This is a genomic window from Streptococcus pluranimalium (genome assembly GCF_047785745.1).
GTDB classification, from domain to species: domain Bacteria; phylum Bacillota; class Bacilli; order Lactobacillales; family Streptococcaceae; genus Streptococcus; species Streptococcus pluranimalium_B.
Map to the genome: position 1 here is coordinate 1 of NZ_JBLOJT010000012.1, position 22,243 is coordinate 22,243.

At 34.1% G+C, this 22,243-nt stretch carries 21 protein-coding genes and 1 pseudogene; 20 read left to right on the forward strand and 2 right to left on the reverse strand.

The genetic code is table 11. From position 1 onward, the window contains the following. Window positions 1–336, reverse strand: a 336-nt coding sequence (locus ACMZ6U_RS02960; RefSeq protein WP_416106148.1) for an aldo/keto reductase, incomplete at its 3' end; no start/stop codon positions are given. Window positions 337–500: 164 nt separating this feature from the next. On the opposite strand from ACMZ6U_RS02960, the gene ACMZ6U_RS02965 reads away from it, so the two are divergent. The 17 genes from ACMZ6U_RS02965 to ACMZ6U_RS03045 all read left to right on the forward strand — a co-directional run bounded on the left by ACMZ6U_RS02965 (window position 501) and on the right by ACMZ6U_RS03045 (window position 18,351). Beyond that, window positions 501–923, forward strand: a complete 423-nt coding sequence (locus ACMZ6U_RS02965) for a MerR family transcriptional regulator (protein WP_416106149.1) — start codon at window positions 501–503, stop codon at window positions 921–923. A gap of 56 nt (window positions 924–979) precedes the next feature. After that, window positions 980–1,816: an aldo/keto reductase gene (locus ACMZ6U_RS02970; protein ID WP_416106150.1), complete on the forward strand. Its 837-nt coding sequence runs from the start codon at window positions 980–982 to the stop codon at window positions 1,814–1,816. 89 nt (window positions 1,817–1,905) lie between these two features. Continuing rightward, entirely contained in the window at window positions 1,906–2,598 is a 693-nt protein-coding gene (locus ACMZ6U_RS02975) for a YjjG family noncanonical pyrimidine nucleotidase (protein WP_416106151.1), read from the forward strand. Window positions 2,599–2,700: 102 nt separating this feature from the next. Beyond that, complete coding sequence (gene uvrC, locus ACMZ6U_RS02980) at window positions 2,701–4,479, forward strand: excinuclease ABC subunit UvrC (RefSeq protein ID WP_416106152.1); 1,779 nt, start codon at window positions 2,701–2,703, stop codon at window positions 4,477–4,479. A 176-nt stretch (window positions 4,480–4,655) separates the two neighbouring features. Further along, window positions 4,656–6,116 carry an LCP family protein gene (locus ACMZ6U_RS02985; protein ID WP_416106153.1) on the forward strand — a complete coding sequence of 487 codons (1,461 nt, stop codon included), beginning with the start codon at window positions 4,656–4,658 and terminating at the stop codon, window positions 6,114–6,116. A gap of 1 nt (window position 6,117) precedes the next feature. Then, window positions 6,118–6,840, forward strand: coding sequence for a CpsB/CapC family capsule biosynthesis tyrosine phosphatase (locus ACMZ6U_RS02990; RefSeq protein WP_416106154.1), 723 nt, complete (start codon window positions 6,118–6,120; stop codon window positions 6,838–6,840). A 15-nt stretch (window positions 6,841–6,855) separates the two neighbouring features. Beyond that, window positions 6,856–7,539 carry a Wzz/FepE/Etk N-terminal domain-containing protein gene (locus tag ACMZ6U_RS02995; protein WP_416106155.1) on the forward strand — a complete coding sequence of 228 codons (684 nt, stop codon included), beginning with the start codon at window positions 6,856–6,858 and terminating at the stop codon, window positions 7,537–7,539. A gap of 15 nt (window positions 7,540–7,554) precedes the next feature. After that, on the forward strand, window positions 7,555–8,298 hold the full coding sequence (locus ACMZ6U_RS03000) for a tyrosine-protein kinase (protein WP_416106156.1): 744 nt from the start codon (window positions 7,555–7,557) through the stop codon (window positions 8,296–8,298). Between the two features lie 53 nt (window positions 8,299–8,351). Then, the gene (locus ACMZ6U_RS03005) at window positions 8,352–10,190 is read left to right on the forward strand and encodes a polysaccharide biosynthesis protein (RefSeq protein ID WP_416106157.1); all 1,839 of its coding nucleotides are present in this window, start codon (window positions 8,352–8,354) and stop codon (window positions 10,188–10,190) included. A 26-nt stretch (window positions 10,191–10,216) separates the two neighbouring features. Further along, window positions 10,217–10,813 (forward strand): sugar transferase, encoded by a 597-nt coding sequence (locus tag ACMZ6U_RS03010; protein WP_416106158.1) that lies wholly within the window; start codon window positions 10,217–10,219, stop codon window positions 10,811–10,813. Next, window positions 10,814–11,617, forward strand: a complete 804-nt coding sequence (locus tag ACMZ6U_RS03015) for an aldolase/citrate lyase family protein (protein WP_416106159.1) — start codon at window positions 10,814–10,816, stop codon at window positions 11,615–11,617. It abuts the gene before it with no gap. Then, window positions 11,607–12,632 (forward strand): Ldh family oxidoreductase, encoded by a 1,026-nt coding sequence (locus tag ACMZ6U_RS03020; RefSeq protein WP_416106160.1) that lies wholly within the window; start codon window positions 11,607–11,609, stop codon window positions 12,630–12,632. The genes ACMZ6U_RS03015 and ACMZ6U_RS03020 overlap by 11 nt, the downstream gene beginning before the upstream one ends. Continuing rightward, on the forward strand, window positions 12,619–13,587 hold the full coding sequence (locus tag ACMZ6U_RS03025) for an acyltransferase family protein (protein ID WP_416106161.1): 969 nt from the start codon (window positions 12,619–12,621) through the stop codon (window positions 13,585–13,587). The genes ACMZ6U_RS03020 and ACMZ6U_RS03025 overlap by 14 nt, the downstream gene beginning before the upstream one ends. Further along, a complete protein-coding gene (locus tag ACMZ6U_RS03030; protein WP_416106162.1) occupies window positions 13,562–14,767 on the forward strand; it encodes a glycosyltransferase family 4 protein in 1,206 nt (401 codons plus the stop codon). The genes ACMZ6U_RS03025 and ACMZ6U_RS03030 overlap by 26 nt, the downstream gene beginning before the upstream one ends. Next, the gene (locus ACMZ6U_RS03035; protein WP_416106163.1) at window positions 14,764–15,966 is read left to right on the forward strand and encodes a lipopolysaccharide biosynthesis protein; all 1,203 of its coding nucleotides are present in this window, start codon (window positions 14,764–14,766) and stop codon (window positions 15,964–15,966) included. The genes ACMZ6U_RS03030 and ACMZ6U_RS03035 overlap by 4 nt, the downstream gene beginning before the upstream one ends. Next, a complete protein-coding gene (locus ACMZ6U_RS03040) occupies window positions 15,956–17,209 on the forward strand; it encodes an O-antigen ligase family protein (RefSeq protein ID WP_416106164.1) in 1,254 nt (417 codons plus the stop codon). Before ACMZ6U_RS03035 ends, ACMZ6U_RS03040 begins: the two co-directional genes overlap by 11 nt. A 45-nt stretch (window positions 17,210–17,254) precedes the next feature. Further along, a protein-coding gene (locus tag ACMZ6U_RS03045; protein ID WP_416106165.1) for an IS3 family transposase occupies window positions 17,255–18,351 on the forward strand; the annotation gives its coding sequence in 2 pieces (ribosomal slippage) (window positions 17,255–17,522 and window positions 17,522–18,351; 1,098 coding nt in all). Between the two features lie 47 nt (window positions 18,352–18,398). On the opposite strand, the pseudogene ACMZ6U_RS03050 reads toward ACMZ6U_RS03045, so the two are convergent. Continuing rightward, window positions 18,399–18,527, reverse strand: a pseudogene (locus ACMZ6U_RS03050) (ISL3 family transposase); the annotation flags it as partial. Between the two features lie 210 nt (window positions 18,528–18,737). Here ACMZ6U_RS03050 and pepV point away from each other — a divergent pair. The 3 genes from pepV to ACMZ6U_RS03065 all read left to right on the forward strand — a co-directional run bounded on the left by pepV (window position 18,738) and on the right by ACMZ6U_RS03065 (window position 22,041). Further along, window positions 18,738–20,150: a dipeptidase PepV gene (gene pepV / locus ACMZ6U_RS03055; protein WP_416106166.1), complete on the forward strand. Its 1,413-nt coding sequence runs from the start codon at window positions 18,738–18,740 to the stop codon at window positions 20,148–20,150. Window positions 20,151–20,264: 114 nt separating this feature from the next. Continuing rightward, a complete protein-coding gene (locus tag ACMZ6U_RS03060) occupies window positions 20,265–20,885 on the forward strand; it encodes an SGNH/GDSL hydrolase family protein (RefSeq protein WP_416106167.1) in 621 nt (206 codons plus the stop codon). 10 nt (window positions 20,886–20,895) lie between these two features. Further along, window positions 20,896–22,041: an AI-2E family transporter gene (locus tag ACMZ6U_RS03065; RefSeq protein WP_416106168.1), complete on the forward strand. Its 1,146-nt coding sequence runs from the start codon at window positions 20,896–20,898 to the stop codon at window positions 22,039–22,041. Window positions 22,042–22,243: the final 202 nt, after the last annotated feature.

Here is a 22,243-nt window from a genome sequence, read left to right on the forward strand (position 1 = left end):
ATAATCAGTTTTCAAACGACGGAGACTATTTTCGACGTTTGTGATGATATTTTCTTTTGTCCAATCAAACTCGTTACGGTAAAATTCTAGACCAACTTTTGATTGTAAAATAACTTCGTCACGTTTGAGGCTAGTTTTTTCAAAAGCATCTCCAAAGCGAGTTTCAGCTTCCCCATTACCGTATGCGGTCGCCTGATCAAAGAAGTTAATCCCTTGTTCCATAGATGTTTCAATCATCTTAGCGGCATCATCGACTGACAAGGCAGGCATACGCATACAGCCTAAGATAACCGCAGCAGCATCGTTTGGTCCATTGACAATATCAATTGTTTTCATTGAGTGACCTCCTATTTGTTAATGCTTACATTATATCACTTAGACCAAGTCGAAGGTCAATTGAAACGGGTATTTATAAAGCTAGCATTTTTTTAGATAAAACTAGCTTTTTTCTTGACTTAGAGTTAGTCTAACTTGGTACAATAAAGATGGAGGATTTTTCAATGCCTACTATCAAAGATATATCAGAAATGATAGGAATTTCAGCGCATGCTATTCGTTTTTATGAAAAAGAAGGAATGGTTGAGATTCCGAGAAATGCAAGAGGTTTTCGTCAATTTGATGATGTTAGTATTGATCGTCTAAAGGCTATCGCGCATTACCGACGTGTTGGGATGTCTTTAGAGGATATCCGACGTATTTTAGCAGAGTTCCACAATCATGCTCTTTCAACTGAGTTGCTCGAAAAAACACAAACTGAGCTGGAAAAACAAATTGCAGAACTTCAAGAAACCCATCGCTATCTGATTGAAAAAATAAAAATCCATCGCCACTTGGCAGAATTGGAAAAACAAGGCTTATCGGATAGCGAACGAACAGATGTCTATTATGACATCAGACAAAAGGAGAAGTCTAGTCAGAGCTAGCTACTCTTGTAGAATTGTTAATAAAAAGATGATATTTAGTCATCAAGGAGGATTATATGGAAAACTATACACTTTCTAATGGCGTTCAAATCCCTAAAATCGGATTTGGGACATGGCAAATTCCTGACGGTGAAGAAGCTTACAACAGTGTGGCACACGCCCTTAAAGTAGGATACAACCACGTTGATACGGCACAAATCTACGGTAATGAAGTTAGTGTTGGTAAAGCTATCGCGGATAGCGATCTTGCGCGTGAAGATATTTTCTTAACAACCAAAGTTTGGAATGACAAACACGATTACGACCTTGCTAAAGCATCTATTGATGAATCACTTGAAAAACTTGGTGTTGACTATGTTGACCTTCTCTTGATTCATTGGCCAAATCCAAAACCAATCCGTGACCACTGGAAAGAAGGAAATGCCGGTGCATGGAAAGCTATGGAAGAAGCCTACAAAGAAGGTAAAGTCCGTGCTATTGGTGTGTCAAACTTCATGCAACATCACATTGAAGCTCTTCTTGAAACTGCAGAGATCAAACCACAGGTTAACCAAGTGCTCTTAGCACCAGGTTGCCCACAAGAAGATCTTGTATCATTCTGTGAAGCGAATGACATCCTCTTAGAAGCATACAGTCCACTTGGAACTGGTACCATCTTTTCAAGCGATATCGCTAAAGAAGTTGCTGAAGCAAATGGTAAATCAGTCGCACAAGTTGCCCTACGTTGGAGCTTGCAAAAAGGCTTCCTACCACTTCCAAAATCAGTAACACCAAAAAATATCGAATCAAACCTTGATATCTTTGACTTTGAATTATCAGCAGAAGATGTCGCTAAGCTAGACACTATCGAAGGTGTCAAAGCTCAAACAGACCCAGATACAACAAACTTTTAAGTTATGGAAAACCAAGTTGCTCAGCGACTTGGTTTTTTTGATATTCTTTAGACTACTGGGTATGATATAATACATCGAAAGGAGATATGATGACAAATTACAAATTCCTACTTTTCGACCTTGACCATACTCTCTTAGATTTTGATGCAGCTGAAGAGGCTGCTTTGACGGAAATGCTTTTGGAGGTTGGCGTTGAGGATGTTGAAGATTATAAGGCATATTACAAACCGATGAATCAACAATTATGGCGTGATTTAGAGGCTAAAAAAATAACTAAGCCAGAACTAGTCAAAACACGTTTTGCTCTATTATTTGACCATTTTGACCATCAGGTTGATGGGGAAGCTATGGGCATACTTTATGAAAAACACCTTGGCCAACAGGGGCAGACCTATCTTGGTGCTCATGAACTCTTAGAAGATTTGATTGCAGCAGGGTATGAGATTTATGGAGCTACCAACGGTATCACAGCTATTCAAGAAGGACGGATGGCACGTTCTAGTATCAGCCCACTTTTTAAACACATCTTTATTTCAGAGCAGTCTGGAACAGCTAAGCCAGATGCAGCTTATTACGATTGGATTGGTGCCAATATTGAAGGTTTTAGCAAAGAAAAAGCTTTAATGATTGGTGATAGCTTGACAGCGGATATCCAGGGTGGCTACAACGCAGGCATCGCTACCATGTGGTATAATCCTAAAAAGCAAGTCAATAACAGTGGATTGGAACCAAACTATACCGTTCACGACTATGATGGTATTCGTAAGATATTGTTAGCATGACAAAAAGGACAGAAATATAAAATCTGTCTTTTTTCATTTATAGAACCAAGTAAACAAGATTTTCTATCCAAAAAGAAACCCTTTTTTTGATATAATAAAGCTATGAATCAACTGATTAAAAACAAGTTGGAGTTGCTGCCAAACAGTCCGGGTTGCTATCTCCACAAAGACAAAACAGGCAACATTATCTACGTCGGAAAGGCTAAAAATCTTAGAAATCGTGTGCGGTCATATTTTCGAGGCAGTCACGATACCAAGACAGAAATGCTGGTCTCAGAAATCGCTGATTTCGAATTTATCGTTACCGATTCCAATATCGAAGCCCTCTTACTTGAAATTAACCTTATCCAAGAGAACATGCCCAAGTATAACATCAGGCTCAAAGACGATAAATCTTACCCATTTATTAAAATCACCAACGAAACCTATCCCCGCCTCATCATCACACGTCAGGTCAACAAGAAGGACGGCGGCCTCTATTTCGGTCCTTATCCCGACGTTTATGCGGCCAATGATATAAAACGTCTCTTAGATCGGATGTTTCCTTTTAAGAAGTGTACCAATTCTGCCAATAAGGTGTGTTTCTATTATCACATCGGTCAATGCAATGCTCATACCGTCTGTCATACGGATAAGTCTTACTGGGATGGACTGATTAACGACGTCAAGAATTTTCTAAATGGTCATGATGACAAGATGGTCAAAGACATGCAGAGCAAAATGAAGACATTTTCAGACCGCATGGAATTTGAAAAAGCAGCAGAATACCGAGATTTGTTAACGGCCATCCAAACACTTAGAACCAAACAAAGAGTCATGAGTCAGGACATGCAAGATCGTGATATCTTTGGTTACTATACTGAAAAAGGATGGATGTGTGTCCAGGTCTTTTTTGTCCGTCAGGGGAAACTTATCCAACGAGATGTCAATCTCTTCCCATATTACAACGAACCTGAAGAAGACTTCTTAACCTATATGGGGCAATTTTACCAAGAGACCAAGCACATCTTGCCCAAAGAAGTCTTTATCCCGTCCGATATTGATGAGGAGTTAGTCAAGGCAATTGTTCCAAGTAAGGTTACCAAACCTCAACGTGGGGAGAAAAAACAGCTGGTTAATTTGGCTATTAAAAATGCCCGTGTTAGTTTAGAACAGAAGTTCAACCTTTTAGAAAAAGATCTCAAAAAGACTCAAGGTGCCATTGAAAATTTGGGTCAGCTCATGGGTATTGGGACACCAGTGCGTATCGAAGCCTTTGATAACTCCAATATCATGGGAACAAGCCCGGTGTCAGCCATGGTTGTCTTTGAAAATGGCAAACCCAACAAAAAAGAGTACCGTAAGTACAAGATTAAGACTGTCGAAGGTCCTGATGACTACGCTAGTATGCGAGAAGTGATCAGACGGCGGTATGAGCGTGTGAAAAAGGAAAATCTTCCAGCACCAGATTTGATTATCATTGATGGTGGGCAAGGGCAAGTCAATATCGCAAAGGATGTGCTTAAAAATGAACTAAACATGCCGATTCCTGTTGCTGGTTTGCAAAAGAATGACAAACACCAAACACAGGAGCTCTTGTTTGGTGATCCATTAGAAGTTATTGATTTACCGCGGAATTCTGAAGAATTTTTCCTGCTTCACCGCATTCAAGATGAAGTGCACCGCTTTGCCATTACTTTTCACCGTCAAGTACGCAGTAAGAACTCATTTAGCTCTAAATTAGATGGTATCGAAGGATTGGGACCAAAACGAAAACAAATCTTATTAAAACATTTTAAATCAATGACAAAGATAAAAGAAGCCAGTCAAGAAGAATTTAAAGCATTAGGTATTCCAGAAAAAGTAGCTAAAGCCATTGTTCAAAAGTTAACAATGGAATAAAAAATCATTTAAAAGAAAAAATATTAATAGCTAATCACATGATTAGTCACTGTCAATAATATATAATAAAAGATTAACAATTAGAATTGATCTGGTACAGAGATGGTTTTATTGAAATTGTTTAATCTATTGAAATATAGTATAATATGTAACAGTAAAATTTGGAGAAACGTTTCATGTCTAAACATCATCGCTCAAAAAAACGCGGCACACAAACAAAAAAAAGATATTGGCAGGTGGCAGGTGGCTTTTTGATTGCCGTGTTTACGATCATAGCTACCCTAACAACCTATCTTGTCATGTCACACCATGTTTTAAATGTTAAAGGTCTCAATTGGCTGATGGTTATAGCTTTTGTACTGATATTAGCTGTAGCGACTTTTTTTGTGTTAAGCAAAAAATTGCTAAAGACCATTGCGGTTTTACTTGTTGTCTTTTCATTGTTAACTGGGGCATTTTTATACCTTACAAAAACCACACTTGATGCAACAAAAAGAATAAATGAATCTTCTTTTTATTCGCAAGTTGACATGTCAGTAGTTGTTCATAAAGATAGTGCTATTAAGAATCTTTCGGATGTTACGACATTAGAGGCTCCAACCACTAGTGATAAAAGTAATGTTGAAGCTTTATTAAAGCAAATCAAGATGGATAAAGGCATTGAACCATCTGTGCAAAAAGTTGATTCTTATCAGTCAGCTTACGCTGCTATTAAAGGGGATACCAACAAGGCAATGGTTATGAACAGTGCCTATGTCTCATTATTAGAGCAGGAGAATGACTCTTTTAGAGATAATGTCAGAACGCTCTATACTTATACTGTACGAAAAGAAGCTGAAAAACAACTTAAACCTAAAAATGAAGATGTTCTGAATCTTTATGTCAGTGGTATTGATACATACGGTCCGATAAATAATGTTTCAAGATCTGATGTTAATATTATCATGACCATCAATTTTAAGACGAAAAAAGTGCTTTTGACAACAACGCCTCGTGATTCTTATGTCAAAATCCCTGATGGTGGAGCAAATCAATACGATAAGTTAACACATGCAGGTATTTATGGTGTTGAAACATCTGAAAAAACACTCGAAAACTTGTATGACATTGAAATTGATTATTATGCGCGTATTAACTTTACTTCCTTTATGAACCTTATAGATTTACTGGGTGGTATTGAAGTCATTAATGATCAAGCATTTACAAGTAATGGCTTTGATTTTCCAGTCGGTAGAATTTCTTTAGATTCTAAGAAAGCTTTGGTTTTTGCTAGAGAAAGGAAACAATTAGAAGGTGGGGATAATGATCGTGGTAAGAATCAACAAAAGGTTATTGCGGCTATCATTGATAAAATGACAACATTTAAATCTATTACTAGTTTCTCAAGTATTGTTAATGGCTTGAGCAATTCTGTTCAGACAAATATGCCAGTAGAAACTATTATGAATCTAGCCAATAGGCAGATTGCCAACGGTGGACATATTATGGTCAACTCACAAGATGTAACCGGAAAAGGTTCAACAGGTGAATTACCATCGTATGCCATGCCGAATTCTCAGCTTTATATGTATTCCTTGGATGATACAAGCGTTTCAGTTGCTAAAACAGCTATTCAAGAAGTTATGGAGGGAAAATAGAGTGATTGATTTACACTCACATATTATCTTTGACGTCGATGACGGTCCGAAAAGTCTTGAAGAGAGCCTATCACTGCTTGGTGAGAGTTATGGTCAAGGTGTTACTACAATTGTCGCAACCTCTCATCGTCGAAAAGGCATGTTTGAAACACCGGAGGCTACTATCGAAAAGCAGTTCTTACTTTTAAAAGAAGAAGCTGAACAAGTTTATCCTGACTTAGAACTTTTGTATGGTGGAGAATTGTACTATACTAGCGATTTAATTGAAAAATTGGAAAATCAGTTAGTGCCTACTTACAATAACCAACCATTCCTGTTATTAGAATTTAGTATGTCAACACCATGGCGAGGAATGCTTCAAGCAGTATCAACAGTTTTAAGATTAGGATTGACGCCAGTAATCGCTCATATTGAACGTTATAATGCCTTAGCCTTTAATAAAGAGAGGGTAATTGATTTACAAAACATGGGCTGCTATACGCAAGTTAACAGTAATCATGTCCTCAAGCCTAAACTATTCGGTGATCAGGAAAAACTCTTTAAAAAAAGAGGACGCTATTTCCTTGAGAATGACCTGATTGATTGTATTGCTAGTGACATGCATAATCTACATAGTAGGCCACCTTTCATGGCAGAAGCTTACCAAGTTGTTGCGGATAAAAAAGGTACTGCTATAGCCCAAAAACTATTTTATGACAACCCAAAAATAATAATTGGTCACTAAGACCCAGGAGAAAAAATGCAAAATTCAACTTTAGAAATTGATGTTTTACAATTATTGAAAAAATTATGGAATCGTAAGTTCTTGATTTTACTGGTTGCTTTAATTGGAGCAACTATTGGATTATTGGTCAGTGTCTTTGTCATTACACCTGAGTACAAATCAACGACTCGTCTTTATGTTGTAAATCAGTCATCAGGTACTGAAAATCTAACAGTTCAAGATATTCAAGCTGGTGGTTATCTTGTCAATGACTACAAGGAAATCATTGGTTCACAAGATGTCTTGAGTCAAGTGATTGAAAGAGAAGGGTTGACCATTTCTCCGTCAGAACTAGCTGGAAAAATGTCTGTAAATATTCCAACTGAGACGCGTGTTATTTCGATTAACGTGATGGACGAAAACGCTAATGAAGCCAGCGACCTTGCTAACGCACTACGTGAAGTTGCTTCAGTAAAAATCAAAGAAGTGACGAATGTCCAAGACGTGACTACCATTGAAGCTGCAAAGCCTGCTAAATCACCTGCAACACCAAATACAAAACTTAATCTTTTGCTGGGATTTGCTGTTGGTTTAATACTAAGTACCATATCTATTTTACTCATCGAAGTTTTAGATGATCGTGTTAAGAGTCCAGAAGATATTGAAGATCAGTTAAAAATGACATTGCTTGGTATTGTACCAGATTCGAAACGTTTATAAGGAGAATGCAGATAAATGGTTAAGTTAGAATTAAATAGTAAGCGTAAGATTGAAATATCTAAGACAGAAGAGTACTTCAACTCAATTCGGACGAATATCCAATTTTCTGGTAGTGACCTTAAAACGATTGTTGTTTCATCAGTTCAACCCAATGAAGGAAAATCAACAACATCAACCAGTTTGGCAGTTTCTTTTGCAAATGCAGGATTTAAAACACTGTTAATTGATGCAGATATTCGAAATTCTGTCATGACTGGTACCTTTATTGCTCGTGAAAAGTATGAAGGCTTAACAAGCTACTTGACTGGTAATGTTAGACTCAATGAAGTCTTTTGTAAAACAGATATTGAAAATTTACTGGTTATTCCATCTGGACAAATGTCACCAAACCCAACATCTTTGCTTCAAAATCGTTATTTTGATCAACTTCTAAAAAAAGCTCGCGAAGTTTTTGATTTTATCATTGTTGACTCACCACCAATTGGTTTTGTCATTGATGCAGCTATTATTGCCAACCAGTGTGATGCTAGCTTGTTAGTCGTTGAAAATGGCTCTATTAAGCGACGCTTTATTCAAAAGGCTGTTGAACAATTAACGCAGAGTGGCACACTATTCCTCGGTGTCATCTTAAACAAAGTTGACTTAACTAAAGATAGCTATGGATCATACGGCAGCTATGGGGCTTATGGTTCATATGGGAATTATGGAAAAGAGAGGCAAACGAGCAAATCTAAAGTGAAATCACGAGGATTTCGCTGAGTTGATGGGATATAAGAATTTATCCTTAAGGAATCTGTGTTGTGGGGAGTAAAATGGAGATTTTGAAGAAAATAAGTCACCAATTAAGTAGAATCAATAGAAATATAAAACGTTTATTACTTATTGGAACAGATTTAGTCATGATTTTGTTGAGTACAGTTTTTACATTTTGGATTTTGCAAGAAATACAACTAATGTTTACTAAGTCTCATACAATAGTATTCTTAATTATTAGTGTTATCTATTTAATCTTTAGCCTACAATTTCGGTTGTTTTCAGTCTTGACCCGCTATACTGATTATAAGACCTTAGTCAATATTACAACATCATTGCTCTTTGCGCACATTGCTCTGTTCGGCCTTGCACATATCATATCACTAGATATTTTACTCTATCGGTTTTCATTTTTGTCCTTTGTTTTCTCATCCGTTTTTGTTTTTTTGCCTCGAATTTTGTGGAGAATACTTAATGATGAACGCCTTCAAAAGCGAAAACCTTCAAAACAATACGTTAAAACTTTAGTATATGGTGGTGGAAGAGCTGGTCGAATGTTTATCGAAATGGTTCATAATAATCAGACAGATATCAACTGTGTAGGTGTTATAGATGATGATTTATATAAACAAAATACAATTATTAACGGCTTAAAAGTTTTAGGTAACCGTAATGATTTAGCAAGAATTGTTAAAAATTTTGAAGTTGAACAAATTGTTTTGGCAATTCCATCATTGAATGGCTCTGAAAGGGAAAAGATTCTAGATTTAACACATGGTTTGAATGTTAAACTAGTAGATATGCCCCTAGTCGAAGATACCATTTTAGGTAATATTTGTTCCAAAACCTTAAAAGAAATAGATATTGCTGATCTTTTAGGTCGAAAAGAAGTGGTATTGGACCAATCAAGTCTGAATCAATATTTTACTGGAAAAACAGTTTTAGTGACAGGTGCTGGTGGGTCGATAGGTTCCGAAATTTGTCGACAGGTTGCTAAATTTTCTCCAGAAAAGCTATTACTCCTAGGACATGGTGAGAATTCGATTTATCTCATTAATCGTGAGTTGACAGGGATATACAATGGTGAAATTGAAATTGTTCCATTGATTGCTGATATTCAAGATCGAGAATTAATTTTCGATATTATGGCTACTTATAGCCCTGATATCGTTTATCATGCGGCGGCTCATAAACATGTTCCTTTGATGGAATACAATCCCAAAGAAGCTGTTAAAAATAATATTTTAGGAACTAAAAATGTTGCTGAAGCTGCCAAAAATGCAAACGTTGGCAAATTTATTATGGTCTCAACTGATAAGGCAGTTAATCCACCAAATGTTATGGGGGCTACAAAACGAGTAGCAGAAATGATTGTTACAAGTTTGAATGAACCAGGAAGGACGCAATTTGCAGGTGTTCGTTTTGGTAATGTTTTAGGAAGTCGTGGTTCTGTTGTTCCACTATTTAAAGAACAGATTGCTAAAGGAGGACCTATTACTGTCACAGATTTTCGGATGACGCGTTACTTCATGACCATTCCTGAAGCAAGTCGCTTAGTTATTCAAGCAGGTCATTTGGCTAAAGGTGGTGAGATTTTTGTTCTTGACATGGGAGAACCTGTTCAAATTCTCGAGTTAGCCAAGAAGATGATTAAATTGAGTGGTTATACTGAGAAGGACATTCAGATTGTCGAAGCTGGTATTAGACCAGGCGAAAAATTATATGAAGAACTTCTATCTACCGAAGAAAGAGTTAGTGATCAAATTTTTGAAAAAATCTTTGTCGGCAAAGTAGAAGTAAAAGAAAAGGATGAAGTTATGTCTTTTATTTCTGAATTAGATCATTTAGATAATGATGTTTTAAAACAAAAATTAATCACTTATGCTAAACAAGACTAACATTAAAAGTGGTAAAAGGAGTAAAAATGTATATATTTTTTAAAAGAATCATTGATATCTTTGTTTCTTTATTAGGCCTTATAATTCTTTCCCCATTATTTGTTTTAGTATCTTTTTTGATTAAGGTTGATTCACGAGGAACAGTATTATTTCATCAAAAAAGAATTGGCTTAAATGGTAAAGTTTTTGATATTTATAAATTTAGATCAATGACTATGGGAGCAGAAAAAGTAGGTAGCGGACAATATTCTTATGCGGGTGATCCAAGGGTTACTAAAATTGGTAAAATTATTAGAGCAACTAGTATAGATGAGTTACCACAATTTTTAAATATTTTAAAAGGTGAAATGTCTTTAATTGGCCCTAGACCAGTATTAACCTATCATCCTAAAAGTATTGATGAATACAGCGAAAATGAAAAAACAAGATTTAAAGTGAGACCTGGAGTAACGGGTTGGGCTCAAATACATGGTCGTAAAACAGTAGATTGGTCAAGGCGTTTTGAGCTTGATCGTTATTATGTCGAAAATTTAAGCTTTTTATTGGATATTAAAATATTTTTTATGACAATTAGAAATGTAGTTTTGATGAAAGATAATGTTAATACGAAAGAGACTAAATAAATGAATTTCTTGTATATCACAAATGATTTATATACAGCTAAAGCCATAGATGGAATAGTTGATTATATATTTATAGATTTGGAAAAAAATGGCAAAGAAGAACGACAAAAAAATATGGATACTGTGAAATCAGATCATTCAATTTTAGATATCGAGCCAATTAAGAAAAGCATTAAAAAATCTGAATTATTAGTGAGAATAAATCCTATGTTTAAAGGAAGTTATGATGAAATTAACAGTGTAATCGAAGCGGGTGCTGACATTATTATGTTGCCTTTTTTCAAGACTGTGGAAGAAGTTGCCGAATTTTTAAATATTGTAAATAATCGAGTTAAAACGATGTTACTAGTTGAAACAAGAGAAGCTGTTGATTGTCTTGATGAGATTTTAAACTTAAAAGGGATTGGCTATGTTCATATTGGATTAAATGATCTAAGTTTATCGTATAAAAAAAAGTTTATGTTTGAGCTTCTTTGCGATGGGACAGTGAAAAAAATTACACAAAAAATAAGTAAATCCAAAATTCCATATGGATTTGGTGGGATAGCTGCACTAGATACCGGAACACTGAAATCAAACTTAATTATTGAGATGCATAAAATTTTAGAATCAAAACAAGTTATTTTATCACGTGCTTTCTTTAATGAAGTAATGAATCGCCACGGTCAAAGTAATATTCAAACTGGTTTCAAAGTAGAAGTTGACAAAATTAAAGAATACTATAAAAATTTGAGAGAAAGAGATTACGACGTAGTTGCTAACGAAATTTTTGCCTCTATTGAAAGGATTTTAAATGCTAAATGAATCTTCAATAAGTTATGATACACTCCATTCATTAATAAAGGAGCGTATGTCTAACTTATCCTTATCGTCAAGAGATGCTAAGTTTTTTGCAGATTATATTTGTGAAGTAAGTTTTGCAGGAATTTATACTCATTCTCTAATGACTTTAAAAGCACATATAAATAAAATTAATAGTAAGCAGTTTGAGTTAAATAACTCTCTTTCATTTAAAAAGTTGTCTAGTGTGATATATAAGTTAGATTGTAACAATATGATTGGATGTATTTCTGCGACATATGCTATAGATAAGGCGATTGAAATTTCTGAAACGGAAGGTATTGGTGTAGTATTAGCAAATAATGCTAACACATATGGTGCAGCATCATATTATGCAAATAGAGCAGTTAAAAAAAATATGATAGGAATTACATTTACAAATAGTCCAGCTGCAATCGCACCAATAGGTGGTATAAAACCTATTGTTGGAACTAATCCATTTTCAGTAGGAATTCCTGCTAATACTATGATTCCATTTTTATTAGATATGTCATCATCTAAGGTTGCAAAATCCAAAATTAATATAGCAAGGTTAAATAATGAAAGTATTCCAAATGATTGGGCAATTGATGTTGAAGGAAACCCTACAACTAATCCAATTGAAGCTATAAAAGGTAGTATTCTTCCATTAGCAGGCTTTAAAGGATTTAATTTAGCAATTCTATTTGATATATTATCAGGATTACTGACTGGATCTTCATACCAAAATAATGTTGGAAAATTCTATGGTGAAGATAGAAAGGGTTCAATGGATGTTGGGCAAGTCTTTATTTCAATAAATCCTAAAATTTTATTTAGTGGTAATTTTTATGTTGAAATGGATAGCTATCTTGAAAATTTAAAACGTCAGCCTTTAAAGAATAATGCTATTCTTCATTATCCTGGCGAAGGTTATTATAATAGATTAAATCAGAATCTAAGTAGTGGTATAAATATTGATAATGAAATAAGGAAGCTAATAATAAATGACACAGCATAATAAGATAAAATCGATTAGTTTTTTACAAGTCATCGGTCCGTTGTTAGTAATCTTAGGACATTCTCTCAATGGTTTTCCAAATGGTTTTTATTTTTGGCATGTTTTATCTAAAGATTGGATTTATTTATTTCACATGCCTCTATTTTTCTTTATTTCAGGTTATCTCTTTACGAAGAGTTCAAAAAAATATCAGTTCGTACCTTTTATTAAAAATAAGGTAAATCGTTTGTTATTACCTTATCTACTATTTAATTTGCTATTTATACTTCCTAAACTTATTTTAGGGTCGATAGTTAATGATAGAATTTCTTTAAATTTCACAAAGCTACTGGTGATGTTTTTAACCCCACGAGAAAATGTATGGGGGCATACATGGTTTATGTTTTGTTTGTTTTTAGTATATGCATTATACCATTTTTGGAAAATCATTATTAATAAAAAATTGTGGCTACCTACCTCTTTTTTTCTACTTTTTATTGCAGCTATGAGCCCTAAAATTTATTTTTTAACTATCTCAGATTTTACTTTTAATCTATTATTTTTCTTTTTAGGGATAATAATTTTTCATTATAGGGATAAATTTTCAAATACCAATCTTCACAAGATTATACTTATCTCTTTAGTTGTTGTTATATTATCAGCCTTACTTTATCCTTTTTATGAAATTAAATTAGTAAGAATTTTTCTTGCGATAGCAATCATTTTAACACTTTATTTACTAGGAAATATTTTTGAATTTAAATCAGATTTAGCGGCTTTCATTTCTATAAACTCATTTTGGATTTATTTGTTTCACTGGCCGTTTATGTTACTAACGCGAGTTTTGTTAACTTTTTTTGGTCTAAATCCTGTTATTATTATTCTAGGAATGATTTTTGCTGGAATATTTGGACCAATAACTACAATTAAATTATATAAGGAATTTATCTATGCAAGATATACTAATCATTTCTAACTATTGGCATTTTTTTCAAGAAAAATCGAGTAGTAGGTATAATAGTATTTTAGACTTATTTAAAAATAACTATCAGAACGTTGAGTTAATTACTTCTACGTTTTATCATACAAATAAAAATCATCGAATTATTGATGATATAAATAGTCAAAATTTGAAAATTACTTTGCTAGATGAGCCTGGCTATATAAAAAATGTAAGTTTCAAGAGATTATATTCACATTATATTTTCCAAAAAAATGTGCTAAAGTATCTAAAATGTCGAAAAAAACCAGATGTTATTTATCTCTTTGTCCCTCCATTGGGATTAGGAAGAGAAATAATTTCTTTTGCGAAAAAAAATAATATAAAAGTTGTCATTGATGTTTTAGATTTATGGCCACAAGCATTTGAAATGGTTCTTCCCAAAAGATTGAAATTCCTTAACTTTATTTTTCTTCCAATGAAAGCTCAAGCTTCATATATTTATAAGAATGCTGATGCAGTAGTGACTGTTTCAGAGACTTATTCAAATTTAGTTGATAATTTTAGAAATAAGCAGTCTAGAGCTCATACTTTGTATATAGGTACAGATATCAATACGAATTATAGCGAGTATCGAAGTAAAGATTCTTTTTCAAATTATGTACTTGCTTATGCTGGTACACTAGGACATAGCTATGATATACCATTAGTTATACGCTCTCTTAAATATTTAAGAGATAATTATGGTATTGATTTGACATTTCATATTTATGGAGATGGTCCTCAGGCATCTTCTTTCAAAGAACTTGCTAAAGAATTACAAGTTAATGCTATTTTTTATGGTCGTTTAGATTATGACACGATGGTTCAAGAATTACAAAATGTGGATATTTTAGTAAATCCAATTGTTAAAGGAGCGGCTCAAAGCATTATTAATAAACATGCGGATTATGCCAAAGCAGGTAGAGCAGTGGTTAATACACAGAATTCAGATGAATATATTTCTCTGCTAACCTCGTATAATGCTGGTGTTAGTTCAAATGCTGGAGATGTTAGACAATTAGCCGAAAATATCAAGTATTTATATGATAATCCCGAAATGTTGAAGATTTTTGGTGATAATCAACGAAAAATGGCTGAAACATTATTTGATAGAAAAACCACTTATCTAAAATTAATTGACCTAATAGATACTTTGCTAGGAGATAAGTCGTGAAAAAGTATAGCAAAGATATTATTAACTTAATCTTTAATGTAGGTGGATTTGCACTTTATATATTTTCACAACAGATACTTTTAATGCCTTCATTATCTAAAGTACTTTCTGAAAAGGAGTTTTCGATAGTTGTATTGTCATTAACAATCATGAACATATTTGCAACTGTAGTAGGTGAAGATTTAGGAAATACACGTATTATTAATTTAGTGTCAATAACTAATGAGCTAGATATTTTTTTAAAAAAATTTTTATTTATATGTTCCTTATTTGGAGCAGTTATTATTGCTTATATTGTTTCAAAAAGTAGTGATTTCAATACATTAGAATTTTTTCTTTTCTCTTTTATATTAATCATATCTTGTATTAGATTTTATTATACGACTTTACTTCGATCTATAGAAAATTATAGAGCATTATTCGGTGGTTCCATTCTATATCTGTTTTGTATATTATTTTGTATGTTCTTTTTGAAGATATTTAGAGATTATCCATTACTTATACTTGGTATAGGTGAAACGTTTAGTTTAGTTTTTTACTATTTTTATAGTAAAGGTAGCGATTTTGTCCGTACAAGTAGTCTTAGCAAAAAAAATCTTATAAAACAATATTTAAATTTATCCTTATCATCAGTCTTTCTTAATTTATCTGTTTATCTTGATCGTTTTATCATTATACCCTTAGTTGGCTTTACAGCTATTGGACTTTATTATAGTGTCTCTTCAATGTCAAAATTACTTTCTTTGCTGATTAATCCGTTATCAAATTGGTTACTAGTAAAATTAAGTCGCACTGATACTTTAAGTTCTAAGAATATAAATCTTACCAATAGACAAAAATTTATATTGCTAATCATTGTAATAGCTTTAGTAGGCTTAAGTTATATCTCTTCTTGCCTTGGGTTACTTATCTTATATCCAGAAAATTTTTCAACTGCAAAAACTTTACTGATACCAATATCAATTGTTACAGCAGGTTCAATTATTTCTTCTATGATGAAGCCATTAATTTTAACGCGATTATCTACAAATGTTTTATTAATTTCAAATTTTATTTATATGATAACATTTACAGTTTTGGCTGTGGCTCTATCTTCTCAATTTTCAATAGCTGGTTTTGCCTATGCAAATGCTATTGCAAGAACTGCTCAAATACTTTCAAACTTATTGTTTTTCAGGAGGAATCGTTTTGATTCATGAAATAGACGAAATTAATATATCAAAACGAAGTAATAAGCTTCAATCATTACTATTTTCATTTATTTTTGCGATGTTGATACCAACTATAGTGTATTCAACAATTATAAATGACGTAAAGGTATTAACAGTTCTTATGTTATTTGCTTATATTTTGATGTATGCCATTTTTATATACTATATTAGGTTTGTTCCTAGGATTGGGCTCATTTTTACTTTGATACTAATTCTTGTTAGTTTATTAAATTTCATCGCAATTTATTTTACTAATGATATCATTAATATTCAGGATATTGCCTCAATGCTAGCTAAGTATTTAAGTTACTTTTTATTTTTTTTATGTTTAAAAAATGAAACATTGCATTCAAAAGATTTTATGTTTTTTTTAAAAAAATTTATTATCTTGGCTATTATAGCTTGTATTTATAATCTCATTGCTAATCGGAGTAATTTTAGCCAACTTGTTACTATCAATTCAAGTTACGAAGTGAATTTTAAAAGTTTCTTTGGGAATCGAAATCAATTTGGTGGGTTTCTATTTCTCTCTAATGTTGCACTGGTTTATTACAAGCATGTTTCTGATAAACTAGAAAGATTATTTATTCCATGCTCATTTATAATGATAAATATAAATCTTTTATTAACAATGTCTAGAAGTGCACTTTTAGCGACAGGAATTTTTTATTTCCTATTACTTTTATATTTTGTTTCTAAATTAAGTTTAAAAGCTAATATCATATTTCTTATAAATGTAATACTCTTATTTTTCATTATGAGAAGTCAAGTAGTAGTGAATATTATTAACAAATATTTTATTAGAGCGGATGCTGGTGATAGTGGTAGATTGGATATTTGGCAACAAGGGATAAATATCTTTTTATCAAATAATATTATCTTAGGTTCCGGATCAAATGCAGCAATCCAAATTGCTCATTATCAAGGGGTCAAAGTTAATCAATTCCATAATTTCTTTATTGAAACACTATTAGATGGTGGATTGGTGAATCTTTCACTAATATTGTTAACAATATTGTTTGTATTATTTACAACACTAAAAAGAATGCCTAGTGAATTGAAAGGGTTAAAATTAATTTATGTATTTTCGCTTATTAGTGTAACAGTTTTATTAACTGTAGAAAGTGTTAATTTTTTTGGATTAGGTCTTGTAGATACTCTCTATGGAATCTTTTTTATTGCCATACCTATGATGTTAACTAATAAATCTGAATCGGTTACACTAAACTAGACAGTCTTATAAAGTGTTCTACACTAAAGAAAACAGGAGAACTCTATGTCTAGAAAAATACGCCGTCATTTTACAGATAATTTTAAACAACAAATCGCTGACCTTCACAATGCAGGGATGAAACGAAGTGAGCTGATCAAAGAATATGATATACCCCCTTCTACCTTTGATAAGTGGGTGAGACAAGCTAAAACAACGGGCTCCTTCAAATCGGTTGATAATCTTACCGATGAACAGCGGGAGCTGATTGCCCTTAGAAAGCGAAATAGAGAACTTGAAATGCAGCTAAAGCAAGCGGCGGTGATTATGGTACAAAAAGAGAAATAATCACTGCTAACAAGGATAAATACAGCATTTCAGCCATGTGTCGGTGGTTGAATCTCCCGCGTTCCAGCTATTACTATAAAGCCTCAGAATCGGTAGCTGAAGCTGATCTTGAAGAAAAGGTGAAACAAATTTTCCTCGAGAGCCAATCGAGATACGGTGCCAGAAAGATCAAGCAATGTCTGGCCACAGATGGGATTATCTTATCTCGTCGCCGAATTCGTCGGATAATGAAGCAGGTAAATCTCGTATCTGTTTACCAGCAGGCTAGCTTAAAGCCACATTCTAAAGGGAAAAACGAAGCCCCTATTCCAAATCTCTTAGCCAGAAAATTCCACCAAAAAAGACCACTGGAAGCGATTGTGACAGATTTGACCTATGTCCGTGTTGGTCAGCGATGGGCTTATGTTTGCTTGATTATTGACCTTTTTAATCGTGAAATCATTGGTCTGTCAGTCGGTTGGCAGAAGACTGCAGAACTCGTCAAACAAGCCATTCAAAGCATTCCTTATGCTTTAACCAAGGTCAATCTTTTTCATTCTGACCGTGGTAAGGAGTTTGATAATCAGCTAATTGATGAGGTCTTAGGAGCCTTTGGTATCATCCGTCCGCTAAGTCAAGCTGGCTGTCCTTATGACAATGCGCTAGCTGAGAGTACCTACCATTCCTTCAAACTGGAGTTTATTCATCAAGAAACATTTCATTCACTTGAAGAACTAACTCTTAAAACCAAGAACTATGTCCACTGGTGGAATCATCATCGCATACACAGTAGTCTCGACTACCAAACACCCATGGCTAGGCGAGTGATCGTTTAACGAAAAAACACTTTATAAAAATTGTACAGAAAAGAGTTGCCTTTTCACTGAATGACTTCCCGAGGGGTTAAGATTTGTCTAAAGCTCCTTGAATAGAATGTCTCCAGAGATAGTTTGCGACTATCTTTTTGTAAGATTCGCCAGTGATTCTTCATAGCACGGTAAGGAAGTGATTGCGTTGACAGGCATATCCTGCTTAGAGTTTTGTGTATAGTCAAAGTCCTTCTAACTTTCGCAGAGGATTTACACACTATAGTCTTATAGAACCTTTTTTCAAAACTTTAATAACCCATTAATTTTAATAATAGAGGGCTGATGTTATACATGAAATCCTTCCCTTTTCATGGTATAATGGTGAAACGATAAGATTTAAGGAGAGTATGTTTATGTCTACTATTGATTTTAAAGCTGAGGTTGATAAACGTCGTGAGGATATGATGGCGGATTTGATTGCGCTGTTGAGCATTAATTCTGAGCGCGACGATAGTCAAGCTGATGAGAAGCATCCATTTGGTCCTGGTCCGGTTAAGGCTTTGGAAGCTTTCTTAGAGATTGCTAAGCGTGATGGCTACAAGACACGTAATATCGATAACTACGCTGGTGAGTTTGAGTTTGGTGACGGCGATGAAGTTATGGGGATTTTTGGTCACCTGGATGTGGTTCCTGCAGGCTCTGGCTGGGATACTGATCCTTATACACCTGTTATCAAAGATGGTCGTCTCTATGCGCGTGGAGCATCTGACGATAAAGGACCAACTATGGCTTGTTATTATGGTCTTAAAATCATCAAAGAACTTGGTCTTCCAGTATCTAAAAAAGTTCGCTTTGTTGTTGGTACTGATGAAGAGTCTGGTTGGGCTGATATGGACTATTACTTTGAGCACGCTGGTGTCGCAAAACCTGATTTTGGTTTTTCTCCAGATGCTGAGTTCCCGATCATTAACGGTGAAAAAGGTAATATCACAGAATACCTTCACTTCTCAGGTGATAATAATGGTGCTGTTGTCCTTCATAAATTTGAAGGTGGTCTTCGTGAAAACATGGTTCCTGAATCAGCAACAGCTCTTATTTCAGGGGATATTGATTTTGAAGACTTGTCTGAAAAACTTCGTGCCTTCAATGCTGATAATGACTTGACTGGTGAGATTTCGCAAGACAATGACGCTAATGTATCAATCACGATTAATGGTAAATCTGCCCACGGCTCTATGCCTTATAAAGGTGTTAATGGAGCAACTTTCCTTGCTAAATTCTTACAAGATTTGGCATTTGAAGCTGCAGCCCGTGATTTTATTGATGTAACAGCTAATATCCTTCACGAAGACTTTGAAGCTGAGAAACTTGGTTTAGCTCATACAGATGATAAGATGGGTTCTGTTAGCATGAATGCTGGTGTCTTCTCATTCTTGAAAGAAGAAGGAGATAATACTATTGCCCTTAACTTCCGTTACCCTAAAGGAACGGATGCCCAAGTCCTTAAAGCTGGCCTTGAAAAAATTGCTGGTGTTGAAAAAGTGACCTTGTCAGATCATGAACAAGCACCTCACTATGTATCTGCTGATGATCCATTAGTGGAAACACTCCTAAGTGTTTATGAAAAGCATACTGGCCTAAAAGGGCATGAGCAAGTGATTGGTGGCGGTACATTCGGTCGACTCTTAGAACGTGGTGTTGCCTTTGGTGCTTTATTCCCAGATTCTATAGATACCATGCATCAAGCTAACGAATTTTCAGATGTTGAAGAACTCTTTACAGCGGCTGCTATTTATGCAGAAGGTATTTATGAGTTAATCAAATAAGTCGAAAGGATTGCAGGTCAATCCTTTTTGCTTAATACTGCACTGACTATGGGATGATTTTTTATAAGAAAAAGGGTATAATGAAACGAGTTATAATGCCTAGGAGTAGAAATAATGATTGAAGTGATTAGACCTGAGTTAGCTAAATATCACCAACAAAAGTTGAGATATTATCAAGCAGCTAATGAGCGAGATCCTAAAGATGCTGTTGTTTTCACTGGGGATTCAATTATTGAATTTTTTCCCTTAAAGAAATTTTTGGGACGTGAGCAAGTTCTTTTAAATAGAGGTATCGCTGGGACCGATACGAATTGGCTGAAAGATCATCTTAAAGAACAAGTATTAGCCTTAGAACCTGATAAGCTATTTATTTTAATTGGAACGAATGATCTGGGTTTTGGCTATGATGATGAGCATATCTTTAGAAATATTGAGACTATTTTACAGACCATTCAGTTTGAATCCATTGCGACTAAGGTCTATCTCTTGTCGATCTTGCCAGTCAGTCATAAAAAGGAGTATCAGACAATGGTAAAAATACGAAACAACAATGATATTCAGGTTTTAAATCGTCAATTCGAAGGACAACTTCTAGCAGAATATATTGATGTGTATCCCTATTTATTGGATGAGGAGGGGAACTTGGCTGACGAGTTTACAACAGATGGTTTGCATTTAAGTCAAAAAGGTTATGCCATTATAGCTGAGCAGTTGAAACCTTATTTAGATAGTTAAAGGAGAAATTGTGAAAATTACAAAAAAAGAAGTAGGTTATATTATCCTTACTTTCTTTCTCTGTTTTGGTATTTACCGAAATTGGGAAAATGGTGCTAGTCTGATTAGGACTTTTTGGAACGCTTTAAATCCCTTTTTAGTTGGTGCAGGTATTGCTTATATTATTAACCTTGTGATGTATCCTTATGAAACATGGTTTGAGCGATTCATCAAATGGCCCTTTCTAGTAAAGTTTAAGCGTCCTATCACTATGCTTTTGGCATATCTAACATTTATTTTAGTGATTGTTTGGATTTTTTCAATTGTTATTCCAGATTTAATATCAAGTCTACAGTTACTTTTAAAAGTTGATACAGATGCTGTCTCAAAAATTATTTCGGAACTTAATGATAATAAAGTGATTGATCGAATATTGGACATTTTTGGTCAACATTCAGATATCAGCTCAACCGTTTCTAAATATACTCAGCAAATCATTCAGCAATTATTATCAGTTTTAATAAATATCTTGACGTCTGTTTCTAACATTGCTTCAACGATTATCAACGTTTTTGTCAGTTTTGTTTTCTCTATCTATGTTTTGGCAAATAAGGAAACTTTAATTCGTCAAGCAGGAACTTTGACCAAAGTTTATACAGGTAAGTGGGCGTCAAACATTTTTTACTTAACTGAGATTCTCCATGATCGTTTTCATAACTTCTTTGTTGGACAGACAGTAGAGGCTATTATTTTAGGTACGCTAACTGTGATTGGAATGTTTATCCTAAGCTTTCCTTATGCTGTTACGGTAGGAGTATTGATTGCTTTTACAGCTTTGATACCAATTGTAGGTGCTTTTATCGGTGCAGGAGTTGGCTTTATTTTAATAGCTACAGAATCGTTTCAGTCGGCTGTTTTCTTTATTATCTTTTTAGTCATCTTGCAACAGTTGGAGAGCAATCTCATCTATCCTAAAGTCGTTGGAAATTCAATCGGTCTTCCAGGAATGTGGGTGCTTTTGGCGATAACAGTCGGTGGTGCTGTTAGTGGTATTTCAGGAATGCTAGTTGCTGTGCCGCTTGCTGGAACGCTCTATCAAGTTCTTAAGGATAATGTAAGAGCAAGACAAAAGAAACAAGAAGTGCCTACTAGACAAGTTAGACCACCGCATTATTAATATCACAAAAAATCAATGGAAGATTGGAAAAACTCAGATTTTAGCCTTTCTATTGATAGTTAAATCATCTAAAATAGCTTAGAGTGAACGTTGTATGATAACGTCATTCTAAGCTATTTTTTGTTTTTAAGCTTTTTTGACTAGTTTTTTTGATAATTTTACGAATATATAGATAGTATAATCAAATGATAAGAGGTTCAAT